At 71.1% G+C, this 12225-nt stretch carries 11 protein-coding genes and 1 riboswitch; of the genes, 9 read left to right on the forward strand and 2 right to left on the reverse strand.

Annotated features, from left to right (window positions below):
- The 6 genes from ABZ471_RS17035 to ABZ471_RS17060 all read left to right on the forward strand — a co-directional run.
- A partial coding sequence (locus ABZ471_RS17035) for a flavodoxin-dependent (E)-4-hydroxy-3-methylbut-2-enyl-diphosphate synthase (protein ID WP_359067182.1) occupies window positions 1-606 on the forward strand: 606 nt, incomplete at its 5' end.
- Window positions 607-647: 41 nt separating this feature from the next.
- A complete protein-coding gene (gene dxs / locus ABZ471_RS17040) occupies window positions 648-2570 on the forward strand; it encodes a 1-deoxy-D-xylulose-5-phosphate synthase (RefSeq protein ID WP_359067184.1) in 1923 nt (640 codons plus the stop codon).
- Window positions 2567-3952 carry an aspartate aminotransferase family protein gene (locus ABZ471_RS17045; protein WP_359067186.1) on the forward strand — a complete coding sequence of 462 codons (1386 nt, stop codon included), beginning with the start codon at window positions 2567-2569 and terminating at the stop codon, window positions 3950-3952. Before dxs ends, ABZ471_RS17045 begins: the two co-directional genes overlap by 4 nt.
- Before the next feature lie 87 nt (window positions 3953-4039).
- Window positions 4040-5011, forward strand: coding sequence for a hypothetical protein (locus tag ABZ471_RS17050; protein WP_359067188.1), 972 nt, complete (start codon window positions 4040-4042; stop codon window positions 5009-5011).
- Window positions 5012-5082: 71 nt separating this feature from the next.
- Window positions 5083-5706: an XRE family transcriptional regulator gene (locus ABZ471_RS17055; RefSeq protein WP_359067190.1), complete on the forward strand. Its 624-nt coding sequence runs from the start codon at window positions 5083-5085 to the stop codon at window positions 5704-5706.
- Window positions 5703-5825, forward strand: a complete 123-nt coding sequence (locus ABZ471_RS17060) for a DUF6126 family protein (protein WP_359067192.1) — start codon at window positions 5703-5705, stop codon at window positions 5823-5825. The genes ABZ471_RS17055 and ABZ471_RS17060 overlap by 4 nt, the downstream gene beginning before the upstream one ends.
- Before the next feature lie 28 nt (window positions 5826-5853).
- Here the strand turns inward: ABZ471_RS17060 and ABZ471_RS17065 are convergent, their stop codons facing one another.
- Window positions 5854-6651, reverse strand: a complete 798-nt coding sequence (locus ABZ471_RS17065; RefSeq protein WP_359067194.1) for a tyrosine-protein phosphatase — start codon at window positions 6649-6651, stop codon at window positions 5854-5856.
- Window positions 6652-6822: 171 nt separating this feature from the next.
- Here ABZ471_RS17065 and ABZ471_RS17070 point away from each other — a divergent pair, with 171 nt between their 5' ends.
- The 3 genes from ABZ471_RS17070 (at window position 6823) to ABZ471_RS17080 (ending at window position 11443) form a co-directional block, all read left to right on the forward strand.
- The gene (locus ABZ471_RS17070; RefSeq protein ID WP_359067392.1) at window positions 6823-8916 is read left to right on the forward strand and encodes an alpha-galactosidase; all 2094 of its coding nucleotides are present in this window, start codon (window positions 6823-6825) and stop codon (window positions 8914-8916) included.
- Between the two features lie 303 nt (window positions 8917-9219).
- A riboswitch (cyclic di-AMP (ydaO/yuaA leader) is annotated at window positions 9220-9383 on the forward strand.
- Between the two features lie 4 nt (window positions 9384-9387).
- Window positions 9388-10398, forward strand: a complete 1011-nt coding sequence (locus ABZ471_RS17075; RefSeq protein WP_359067196.1) for a LysM peptidoglycan-binding domain-containing M23 family metallopeptidase — start codon at window positions 9388-9390, stop codon at window positions 10396-10398.
- A gap of 259 nt (window positions 10399-10657) precedes the next feature.
- Window positions 10658-11443, forward strand: a complete 786-nt coding sequence (locus ABZ471_RS17080; protein WP_359067395.1) for an SGNH/GDSL hydrolase family protein — start codon at window positions 10658-10660, stop codon at window positions 11441-11443.
- Window positions 11444-11521: 78 nt separating this feature from the next.
- On the opposite strand, the gene ABZ471_RS17085 is transcribed toward ABZ471_RS17080, so the two are convergent.
- The gene (locus ABZ471_RS17085; RefSeq protein ID WP_359067198.1) at window positions 11522-12142 is read right to left on the reverse strand and encodes a TetR family transcriptional regulator C-terminal domain-containing protein; all 621 of its coding nucleotides are present in this window, start codon (window positions 12140-12142) and stop codon (window positions 11522-11524) included.
- Window positions 12143-12225 lie beyond the last annotated feature (83 nt).

A 12225-nucleotide genomic window follows, 5' to 3' on the forward strand; every position in this document is an offset into this window, starting at 1 on the left:
AGCGCCCTGTGGGAGGCGTCGCTCTTCGAGGAGCACGACTTCCGCGACATCAAGATCTCGGTCAAGCACAACGACCCGGTCGTGATGATCGAGGCGTACCGGCAGCTCGCCGAGAGCTGCGACTACCCGCTGCACCTCGGCGTCACCGAGGCGGGTCCGGCCTTCCAGGGCACGATCAAGTCGGCGGTGGCCTTCGGGGCGCTGCTGTCGCGCGGCATCGGCGACACCATCCGCGTCTCGCTGTCGGCGCCGCCCGCGGAGGAGGTCAAGGTCGGCATCCAGATCCTGGAGTCCCTGGGGTTGCGGCAGCGGCGCCTGGAGATCGTCTCCTGTCCGTCCTGCGGGCGGGCCCAGGTCGACGTGTACAAGCTGGCCGACGAGGTCACGGCGGGACTGGACGGCATGGAAGTGCCGCTGCGGGTTGCGGTGATGGGCTGTGTGGTCAACGGCCCGGGCGAGGCCCGCGAGGCCGACCTCGGGGTTGCCTCGGGCAACGGTAAGGGTCAGATCTTCGTCAGGGGCGAGGTCGTCAAGACCGTCCCGGAGTCCAGGATCGTGGAGACCCTCATCGAGGAGGCCATGAAGCTCGCAGAGCGGATGAAGTGAGTTGGGGTTAAAGCACGGCACGGACCGAGAGGGGGCCCAGCGTGACGATTCTGGAGAGCATCAGGGGACCACGCGACCTGAAGGCGCTGTCCGAGGCGGAACTCGGCGAACTGTCCGAAGAGATCCGTGAGTTCCTGGTGCACGCGGTGGCGAGAACCGGCGGCCACCTCGGGCCCAACCTGGGGGTGGTGGAACTCTCCATCGCGCTCCACCGGGTCTTCGAGTCGCCGGTCGACCGCATCCTGTGGGACACCGGTCACCAGAGCTATGTGCACAAGCTGCTGACAGGGCGTCAGGACTTCTCCAAGCTCCGCGGCAAGGGAGGCCTGTCCGGCTATCCCTCGCGCGAGGAGTCCGAGCACGACGTCATCGAGAACAGCCACGCCTCCACGGCGCTCGGCTGGGCCGACGGCCTCGCCAAGGCCCACCAGGTGCAGGGGGAGAAGGGCCATGTGGTCGCGGTCATCGGCGACGGCGCGCTGACCGGCGGCATGGCCTGGGAGGCGCTGAACAACATCGCGGCGGCCAAGGACCGGCCGCTGATCATCGTCGTCAACGACAACGAGAGGTCGTACGCCCCGACCATCGGGGGCCTCGCCAACCACCTGGCCACCCTGCGCACCACCGACGGCTACGAGAAGGTCCTCGCCTGGGGCAAGGACGTGCTGCTGCGGACCCCGGTGGTCGGCCCCACCGTCTACGAGTCCCTGCACGGCGCGAAGAAGGGCTTCAAGGACGCCTTCGCCCCGCAGGGCATGTTCGAGGACCTGGGCCTGAAGTACGTCGGCCCGATCGACGGGCACGACATCAAGGCCGTCGAGTCGGCGCTCAGGCGCGCGAAACGCTTCCACGGCCCCGTGCTGGTCCACTGCCTCACGGAGAAGGGCCGCGGCTACGAACCCGCCCTCGCCCACGAGGAGGACCACTTCCACACCGTCGGCGTGATGGACCCGCTCACCTGCGCCCCGCTCGTGCCGTCCGACGGGCCCTCCTGGACCTCGGTGTTCGGCGACGAGATCGTCCGGATCGGCGAGGAGCGCGAGGACGTCGTGGCGATCACGGCGGCCATGCTGCACCCGGTGGGCCTCGGCCCGTTCGCCGAGCGCTTCCCGGACCGGGTGTGGGACGTGGGCATCGCCGAGCAGCACGCGGCCGTCTCCGCGGCCGGCCTCGCCACCGGCGGACTCCACCCGGTCGTCGCCGTCTACGCCACCTTCCTCAACCGTGCCTTCGACCAGTTGCTGATGGACGTCGCCCTGCACCGGTGCGGGGTGACCTTCGTGCTGGACCGGGCCGGCGTCACCGGTGTCGACGGGGCTTCCCACAACGGCATGTGGGACATGTCGGTCCTCCAGGTCGTACCGGGCCTGAGGATCGCCGCGCCGCGCGACGCCGGCCAGCTGCGCGCCCAGCTGCGCGAGGCCGTCGCCGTGGACGACGCGCCCACCCTGGTCCGCTTCCCGAAGGAGTCCGTCGGCCCCGACATCCCGGCGGTCGGCCACGTCGGCGGCATGGACGTCCTGCACCGCGGCGAGCGCCCCGAGGTGCTGCTGGTGGCCGTCGGCGTGATGGCACCGGTGTGCCTGAAGGCCGCCGAGCTGCTGGCAGCGCGGGGCATCGACTGCACGGTCGTGGACCCCCGTTGGGTCAAGCCCGTCGACCCGGCGCTGCCGGTCCTGGCCGCCGAACACCGGCTGGTGGCCGTCGTGGAGGACAACAGCCGGGCCGCCGGGGTCGGTTCGGCCGTGGCACTCGCCCTCGGGGACGCCGACGTGGACGTGCCGGTACGGCGGTTCGGCATCCCGGAGCAGTTCCTCGCGCACGCCAAACGCGGCGAGGTGCTGGCCGACATCGGCCTCACACCGGTCGAGGTCGCCGGACGGATCAGCGCGAGCCTGGCCGTCAAGGACCCGGGTCTCGCCGTCGACGACGCGGGGGGCACACTCAAGGAGAGAGCTGAATGACCACGGAGTTCGACCTCGGCGCCCTCCTCGCCGAGCGCGGAGCCGAGCGCTACGAGCTGCACACGAAGTACCTCAACCCGCAGCTCCCGCGCATGCTGCACACCATCGGCTTCGACAAGGTCTACGAGCGCGCCGAGGGCGCCCACTTCTACGACGCGGACGGCAACGACTACCTGGACATGCTCGCCGGGTTCGGGGTGATGGGCCTCGGCCGCCACCACCCGGTCGTCCGCAAGGCGCTGCACGACGTCCTGGACCTGAACCTCGCCGACCTCACCCGATTCGACTGCCAGCCGCTGCCCGGCCTGCTCGCGGAGCGGCTGCTCGCCCACAGTCCGCACCTGGACCGGGTGTTCTTCGGCAACAGCGGCACGGAGGCGGTCGAGACCGCCCTCAAGTTCGCCCGGTACGCCACCGGCAGGCCGCGCGTCCTCTACTGCGACCACGCCTTCCACGGCCTGACCACCGGCTCCCTGTCGGTCAACGGCGAGGACGGCTTCCGCGACGGCTTCGCCCCGCTGCTGCCCGACACCGCCGTACCCCTCGGCGACCTGGACGCACTCGCCCGGGAGCTGAAGAAGGGCGACGTCGCCGCCCTGATCGTGGAGCCGATCCAGGGCAAGGGCGTGCACGAGGCACCGCCCGGCTATCTGCGCGCGGCGCAGGAACTGCTGCACCGGCACAAGGCGCTGCTCATCGCCGACGAGGTGCAGACCGGCCTCGGCCGCACCGGCGACTTCTACGCCTACCAGCACGAGGACGGCGTCGAACCGGACCTCGTGTGCGTCGCCAAGGCGCTGTCCGGCGGTTACGTCCCGGTCGGCGCCACCCTGGGCAAGGACTGGATCTTCAAGAAGGTCTACTCGTCCATGGACCGGGTCCTGGTCCACTCGGCGAGCTTCGGGTCCAACGCGCAGGCGATGGCGGCCGGCCTCGCCGTGCTGTCGGTCATGGAGAGCGAGCAGATCGTCGCCGGGGTGCGCACGACGGGCGAACTGCTGAAGTCCCGGCTCACCGCGCTGATCGACAAGTACGAGCTGCTCGCCGACGTCCGCGGCCGGGGCCTGATGATCGGCATCGAGTTCGGAAAGCCCGGCTCGCTGAAACTGCGCAGCCGCTGGGCCGTGCTCCAGGCCGCACGCAAGGGCCTGTTCGCCCAGATGGTGGTCGTACCGCTGCTGCAACGCCACCGGATCCTCACCCAGGTCTCCGGCGACCACCTGGAGGTGATCAAGCTCATCCCACCGCTGGTCGTGGACGAGGCCGACGTGGACCGGTTCGTCGACGCCTTCACTGCCGTGATGGACGACGCCCACAGCGGCGGCGGCCTGATGTGGGACTTCGGCAAGACCCTGATCAAGCAGGCGGTGGCCAACCGCTAGCGGACTCGTGCGCCGGGGCCCCGCTGCGGGTCCCGGTCAGGAGGCCTGCTGGCGGCCGGGTTCCGTGCCCCCGGCAGTCATCCCGACGTGCGGTCCGCCGTCCTGCGCGCGCTGCCGCCGCTGCTGGGCGTGGAGCAGGCCTGGCATCTGCTCGGGGAGGCCACACACGACGACGCCCCGCAGGTCCTCCAGGCCGTCGCGGAGGCCAGCCCCTGGGACCTGGCAGCAGCGCACCGCGCCAGGTGCGCCACCCTGGTCGACGCGTCGTACGACGCGTGCCTGGCGTCGTACGACGGATACGCCTCCTACGGTCTGCTGCAGGCCATGGCCGTCTGGGCCCGCTACGCCCCGGAGTTGTCCTTGCGGCTCTGCCGTACGGTCTGCGACCTCGACAGCCGTGAGTACTGGCGGTACGCGGCGTGGGCGCTGCGCGACCTGGCCGCCTCCGACGTCCCGCATCCCGTGGGCGGCGCGGCTGCCGGCAGTGCGCTCCACGCTGCCGTGAGCGAACTGCTGGCCGCGATGCACACACCCGAGGGGGGCCTCGACGCGCTGAAGGACCGGGACCTGCCGGCGCTGCAGCGGCTGCGCACCCTGGTGTCGCCGGCCTCCGACAGGCCCGAGCGGCCCGAGACGCTCCGGGCGATCGCCGCACAGCTGGCGCCGGAACCGCGGCTGGCGGCCGAGCGCGCCGAACTGCTGAGCCGGCTGGTCGACCGTACCGAGGAGCCGGACACCCTCCTCGAACGACTGCGGGAGCTCGCGGACGCGCTGGAAGGCGCCGGAGTGACCGTCTCGGTCCGGGCCGCCGGTCAGCTGGGGAGCGGATGGATGCACGGCGCCCTCCCCGAGCGCCTCGAAGCCTCGCTCACGGCGGCCGAGCGGCTGGCCCGCGACGGCGGCAACGTCACCGGTCTCCTGGCGGCCGGCCTGGTCACCGGAACCGGCGTAGCCCTCGGCTGGCCGGAGGAGTGGCGGGCGGTGCTGCGTCTGCTGCGCGGACACCCGCATCCCGACGTACGCCAGCAGGCATACGCGACCATGACCGAGATGGAATGACCTTTCCGAGATGGCCTTGCCTCTGAGGCAAGAATGTTGCCGCTGAGGCAAAGGTCCGGCTGAATGGAGGCATGAACGCCTCAGAAGCCGCGCCGTCGGCGGGTCAGGGCGACGACCTGCCCGTCGTGGCGCCACAGCTGCGCGCCCTGCGTCGGCGCGCCGGTCTCACCCTGGAGGCCGCGGCCCGGTCCGCCGGGCTCTCGCCGGCCCACCTGTCCCGGCTGGAGACCGGGCAGCGCCAGCCCTCGCTGCCGATGCTGCTCGCGCTCGCCCGTATCTACGGTACGACCGTCTCGGAACTGCTCGGCGAGACCGTCGCCGACCGGGACGCCATCGTGCGCGCCGCCGACATGGAGCCGACGCGTGCCGGCGGCTGGACCTACGTCCAGGCCGGTGGTCCCGGTCGCGCCATGCAGGCGCTGCGCGTCCGGGTGCCGTACGGCACCCAGGGCGACGTGGTGCGCGTCCACCCCGGCGAGGAGTGGCTCCACGTCCTCAGAGGGCGCCTCAGGCTGCGCCTGGGGGACACCGCGCACCTGCTCGGGCCCGGCGACAGCGCGCACTTCGACTCGCTCACCCCGCACCGCCTCGCCGCCGAGGACCACGACGGCGTGGAGCTGCTGTTCGTCCACACCCTGCTGCAGAGCCCCACGGCCACCCTGTGCCTGGGCCCCTTGACCGGAGAGCTGTCATGAGAGACATCGAAGAGAAGTTCCCCCGCTCCTTGTGGATCCGTCTCATCATCTACATCGCGCTCGGCCACGTCCTGGCCGCGTTCCTCTACCTGCTGTTCGCGGTCGGAGCCAAGGGCTGAGGGGAGTCGGGCCAAGGGCTGGGCGGAGTCAGTCGAGCAGGCGTTCCCGCAGCCGCTCGCGGGCCGCGGGGGTGAGCCCGAGGCCCTGCTCCAGGTAGGTGTCGACGCCGCCCCACGTCTCGTGGATGCTCTCGAACGCCGCCTGCAGATACTCGGCGCGCGCGTCGAAGAGCGGGCCGAGCAGCTCCATCACCTCGGGTGTGTACGCGGTGTCCGGGCTGCCGTTGCGGCGGACCTTGTAGCGCCGGTGCTTGGCGTTGGACTCCAGGTAGTCGGCGACGATCGCCTCGCGCTCCACGCCCACGGCGAGGAGCGTGACGGCTATGGAGATGCCCGCACGGTCCTTGCCCGCAGCGCAGTGCATCAGCGCGGGCACGCTGTCCTCGGCGAGCGCGTGCAGCACCCGGGAGTGCTCGGCGGTGCGCTCCTTGACGATCCTGCGGTACGAGCCGGTCATCCGGGCCGCCGCCTTGCCGTCGGCGAGGATGCCGCGCAGCTGGTCGAGGTCGCCTTCGCGGACCATCTTCCAGAACTCGGCGCCGTCCGCCGGGTCGCTCAGCGGCAGGTTCACGTTCCGCACGCCGGGCAGCTCGACGTCCGGGCCCTCCAGCTTCTGGTCGGCCGCGTTGCGGAAGTCGAAGATCGTGTGCAGGTCCAGGGTGGTGAGGAAGGCCGCGTCCGCCGCGGTCGCGTGCGCGAGGTGACCGCTGCGGAACAGCACTCCGGGGCGCACCCGCCGTCCGTCCACGGTCGGCAGTCCGCCCACGTCACGGAAATTGCGCACTCCGGCCAGCTCGGGCTCGGTCGACGGGACCTGCTGCGTCACGGGGGCTCCTCCCGGTAGGCCCCGTCGGCGCGGCTCGTCGACGGGCACGCTGTCGACCATACGACATCGATTTCCTCGGGCAATGAGTTGTCCACAGGCATTGTCAGCAGGGTCCGCGGCCCTTGATGATGTTGGCACTTGAGCGGATCTGTTGGCACCTGTGAGGTCTCGATGGTGGACATCGCCGAAAACGGTCGTACGTGGCTCCTGTCGGGGCCCACCAGCAGCTATGCGCTGCATCTCACGGACGCGGACGAACTGCTGCACCTCCACTGGGGACCACGGATCGCGCTCGCCGACGCCGAGGCCCTGGCGGTCAGCCCGCTGCCCGCCTACTGGCCCTTCGAGTCCCCGCTCGACGGCCGCGAGGAGTACCCCGTCGAGGGCGGCCCCCGCTTCGTGCGCCCCGCCCTGTCCGTGCGCACCGAGGAACGACGCGGCACCGAGTGGCACTTCGTGTCGCACTCCATCGCAGACGGTGCAGGCGGCGCCGACGGCGAGGAGCTGCGGCTGCGCTTCGACGACGACGGGCTGGCCGTCACCCTGCACTACCGGATGCGCGGGGACGTCGTGGAGCGCTGGGTGACCGTGGCGAACGGCGGGCATGCGCGCGTGGAGCTGCTGCGGGCCGACGCCGCCACCTGGACCCTGCCCGACCGCGAGGGCTGGCGGCTGTCCCAGCTGCACGGCCGCTGGGCCGCCGAGTCCCTGCTCGCCACCGCACCTCTCACCCACGGCGAGAAGATCATCGGCAGCCGTCGCGGCCACACCGGCCACCAGCACCTGCCCTGGGTCGCGCTGGACACCGACGCGACCGAGGAGCGCGGCGAGGTCTACGGCTGTGCGCTCGGCTGGTCCGGCTCCTGGCGCATCGCCGTCGCCCGACTCCCCGATGCGCGCGTGCAGATCACCGGCGGCGCCGGCTACGACGACTCGGGCCTGCTGCTGCTCCAGCCGGGGGAGTCGTACACCACACCCGTCTTCGCGGGGCTGTGGAGCGACGGGGGCTTCGGCGGGGCCAGCCGCACCTGGCACGCCTACCAGCGGGCACACGTCATCCCGGACGCGGAGCGGGACCGGCCCGTGCTGTTCAACTCCTGGGAGGCGACCAACTTCGACATCTCCGAGGAGCAGCAGGCCGCCCTCGCCCGGCGCGCCGCCGGGATCGGCGTCGAGCTGTTCGTCGTGGACGACGGCTGGTTCGGTGCGCGTACCAGCGACCGGGCCGGACTCGGTGACTGGACGCCCAACCCCGACCGCTTCCCGCACGGTCTCAAGCCCCTCGCCGACCAGGTGCACGACCTGGGCATGCAGTTCGGCATCTGGGTCGAGCCGGAGATGGTCAACCCCGACAGCGACCTCTACCGTGCCCACCCCGACTGGGTGCAGTACGAACCGGGACGGAAGCGGACGGAATTGCGCAACCAGCTCGTCCTCAACCTTGCCCGCGAGGACGTCCAGGGGTATCTGGGGGAGCAACTGGACGCGCTGCTGTCCAGCGCCCCGATCGACTATGTGAAGTGGGACTTCAACCGCTGCTTCACCGACGCGGGCTGGCCCGGCGAGCCGTACCCGCAGCGGCTGTGGGTCGACCACGTCCGCGCCCTGTACGCCCTGCTGGACCGGCTGCGCGCAGCTCACCCCGGGGTGGCCTTCGAGTCCTGCTCGGGCGGCGGCGGCCGGATCGACCTCGGCGTGCTGAGCCGCACCGACCAGGTGTGGACCTCCGACAACACCGACCCGCTCGACCGGCTCGCCATCCAGCACGGCTTCAGCCAGATCCACCCCGCGCGGGTCATGGCCGCCTGGGTCACGGACAGCCCGAACACCCAGCTCAACGGGCGGGTCAGCTCGCTGCGGTTCCGCTTCGTCAGCTCGATGGCCGGGGTGCTCGGCGTCGGAGGCGACCTCGCCGAGTGGACCGACGCGGAGCTGGCCGAGGCCCGGGAGTGGGTGGAGCTGTACAAGGAGATCCGCCCGGTCGTCCAGCGCGGCGACCTCTTCCGGCTGCGGCCCCCGACCGGCGGCCTGAGCGCCGTCCAGTACGTCCTCGGGGGCGAGAGCGTGGTCCTCGCCTGCCTCCAGGCGCAGAGCTACGGCGAGCCGGTGCCGGCGGTGCGGCTGCGCGGACTCGACCCGACCGCAGCGTACGAATGCCGCGAAACGGGCGAAGTGCACCGAGGTGCCGTCCTGCTCCATCACGGGCTGCGCACCGGACTGAAGGGTGACCTGGATGCGACGGTTCTCCGGCTACGCCGTATCTGAACCTTCTGTCCGAATTGGAGCCTTCATTCCAACTCGCTCTGGAATAAGGAAACGTGGGGACGGGGTGCGTGAGGAGCGTCATATTCGTGACCGAGTGTCGCGGGTCATGTCCACGTAATACCCGTATCGCCAAAGGAATTTGAAAAGAGGAAGGATGCGGTAATTCACGGAGGGTGACCGTGAATTCCCGAATTCGATCAGCTGGAGCAGGAACGCCGGGAACCGGCTGCTTGTCCGGGTGCGTCTTGCTCGCTTACGTTCGCCACCAATCCGGTCGGAACGCCGAATCCTGCCGCCGCCCGGAGTCCCCACACACTTCACCCGTGTTCGGCAGGAGCGGGGGACCCGCCAGGTACGACTGCCTGTCCCGGTCTCCGGGGCAGGCTGGGGGTGTAGCCGCGCACCGCGCGGCCGGGCAGCTCCAGCCCGAACCCGACAGCTCACCTCGCAGGCGTCGGAGAGGAATGCGCCATGCCCGCAAAGGGTAAGCACCGACGCCCCAAGAACCGGCGTTTCACCCGCTCGATCGCCGTCGCCGGAACCGGTGGCGCCGCGCTGGCGCTGCCGCTCATGGGCGCCGCCGGAGCGCACGCCGCCACCGCGCAGCCCGTTTCCGGAAAGGCCGTGCAGTCCCTTCCCGCCGTCGAAAAGGCGGCCGAGAAGAAGGCTGCGCAGCAGAATTCGGGTGTGCGCAGCTACACGGTGAAGGCCGGCGACTGGCTTGCGAAGATTGCCGGCCAGCAGCACGTCGGCGGCGGCTGGCACCGGCTCTACGAGGACAACCGGCAGGCGGTCGGCGAGAACCCCTCGCTGATCCACCCGGGTCTGAAGCTGTCGCTCGGCGGGCAGGCCACCCGGACACACACCGAGCCTTCCGCCCCCGCGCAGCCCTCGCGCCCCTCCGGCTCGCAGGCTTCAGTGTCCAAGGCCTCCGGCTCCAAGGCCTCCGGCTCCAAGGCCTCCGGCTCCAAGGTCTCCGTGTCCAAGGTCTCCGTGTCCAAGGCCTCCGGCTCCGAAGCCTCCGCGCAGACCTCCCAGGCCCGCCAGGCTTCCGGGACCGCCGTCACCCCGGCCACCGGCTACACCCTCCCGGTCGCCGGCGCCACCGTCGGCACCGGCTACCACGTGGCCGGCAGCATGTGGTCCAGCGGTTACCACACCGGCGTCGACTTCGTCGTCCCGACCGGTACCTCCCTCAAGGCCGTAGGCGCCGGCACCGTCGTCTCCGCCGGGTGGGGCGGCGCGTACGGCAACCAGGTCGTCATCAAGCTGAACGACGGCTACTACGCCCAGTACGGGCACCTCTCGCAGCTCTCCGTCTCGGCCGGCCAGACCGTGACCGCGGGCCAGCAGATCGGCCTGTCCGGCGCCACCGGCAACGTGACCGGCCCGCATCTCCACTTCGAGATCCGCACCACGCCCGACTACGGCTCGGACGTGGACCCGGTCGCCTATCTCCGCTCGCACGGCGTCGCCGTCTGAGGCTCCTTTTCCTGGATCCTCCTCCAGAACCGCCTGCCTGACGCGCAGTCGAAGGCCGGACCCGATCCCCGGGTCCGGCCTTCGGCATGACAATCGCACGTCCAACGCGCCTGACGACGTCGCTATTCCTGGATTGGCAAACAATTTAAGGGTGTCTCATCTCACCGTTCGTCAACCCCCGCCTACGGTCGCGTAGGTCACATCCGAAGGTGAATCATGGTGCGACGTGGCAGACGATTCGAAGAATGACAACAGATCAGTGATCGGGTCGTACGTAGCGGTGGGGGACAGCTTCACCGAGGGCGTGGGCGACCCCGGCCCCGACGGGGCGTTCGTGGGCTGGGCCGACCGGTTCGCGGTACTGCTCGCCGACCGGCGCCCCGAGGGCGACTTCGCGTACACCAACCTGGCCGTGCGTGGAAAACTGCTCGACCAGATCGTGGCCGACCAACTCCCGCAGGCCGTCGAACTCGCCCCGGAGCTGGTCTCCTTCTGTGCGGGCGGCAACGACATCATCCGGCCCGGCACCGACCCGGACGAGGTGGCCGAGCGCTTCGAGCGGGCCGTGGCCCAGCTCACCGAGGCCGCGGGCACGGTGCTCGTGACCACCGGATTCGACACCCGTGGCGTCCCCTTGCTCAAGCATCTGCGCGGCAAGATCGCCACCTACAACGGGCACGTCCGAGCCATCGCCGACCGGTACGGCTGTCCCGTGCTCGACCTGTGGTCCCTGAAGTCCGTCCAGGACCGCCGGGCCTGGGACGACGACCGGCTCCACCTCTCACCCGAGGGACACACGCGCGTGGCGCTGCGCGCCGGCCAGGCTCTCGGTCTGCAGATCCCGGCCGATCCGGAGCAGCCCTGGCCGCCGCTCCCGCCCCGGGGCACCCTGGAGATCCGCCGCGACGACGTCCACTGGGCCCGCGAGTACCTGGTCCCGTGGATCGGACGCCGACTGCGGGGCGAGTCCTCCGGGGACCATGTGACGGCGAAGGGCACCCTGTCGCCGGACGACATCAAGATGCGGATCGCGTCGGTGGCCTGACCACCGCCGCCCGTGCCCCGTACCGCGAGCCGGCGGTGCGGGGCGCGCCCGTGTGACGGCTCGCCCCTGCCGGACGGTTCACCGCTCCCGCTCGGTCAACGTCTCCCGCCGCAGCCCGAGTTCCCGGGCCAGGGCCTCGTCCACCCACTGCTGCGCCCGGGACCGCGGGACCGAGCCCGGGTACGACGTCAGCTGCACCGCGAGCCCGTCGAGGAGCGCGGTGAGCCGCAGGGCCGCCCCGGCGGGGTCGGCGCACACGAACTCGCCCGCTGCCACGCCCTCCGCGATGACCTCGGTGATCGCCGCTTTCCACTGCCGGTCCAGGTCCCGGGTGACCTCTCGGAGGGCGGGCTCGCGCAGCGCCACCGCCCATCCCTCGATCCACAACCGCCAGCCCTTGGCCGAGCCCGTGGGCGCGTACCAGCGCACGGCCGCCCGCAGCCGGCGCAGCGCGGAGGTCCGCCGCCCCAGCAGCCCCCGCAGATGCGCGAGGTCGCCCTCGGCCGCGTAGGCGAAGGCGGCAGCGACGAGCCTTTCCTTCGTCGAGAAGTGGTACAGCACCAGCGCGTTGCTCACACCGAGCGCGGAGGCCACGTCGGCGATCCTGACCGCCGCCACGCCCCGCGTCTCGATCTGCTCGATGGCGGCCCGCAGCAGCTCCTCCCGCCGCTCCGCCACGCTCAACCGCACTCTCGCCACGCGGTCACCCTAGTCCGTCGGCCGGACCGGTGCCGAAACGGCCTGGTTCCCCAGGCCACTTCGCGCACCGGGCCGGAGGGCCG

Origin of the sequence: Streptomyces sp. NPDC005728, from assembly GCF_040630895.1 — a bacterium.
GTDB lineage: Bacteria > Actinomycetota > Actinomycetes > Streptomycetales > Streptomycetaceae > Streptomyces.

Coding starts and splice junctions, on each gene's coding strand:
- ABZ471_RS17070 (WP_359067392.1), top strand. CDS start 6,823: ATGGTGGACATCGCCGAAAACGGTCGTACGTGGCTCCTGTCGGGGCCC.
- ABZ471_RS17045 (WP_359067186.1), top strand. CDS start 2,567: ATGACCACGGAGTTCGACCTCGGCGCCCTCCTCGCCGAGCGCGGAGCC.
- ABZ471_RS17060 (WP_359067192.1), top strand. CDS start 5,703: ATGAGAGACATCGAAGAGAAGTTCCCCCGCTCCTTGTGGATCCGTCTC.
- ABZ471_RS17075 (WP_359067196.1), top strand. CDS start 9,388: ATGCCCGCAAAGGGTAAGCACCGACGCCCCAAGAACCGGCGTTTCACC.
- ABZ471_RS17055 (WP_359067190.1), top strand. CDS start 5,083: ATGAACGCCTCAGAAGCCGCGCCGTCGGCGGGTCAGGGCGACGACCTG.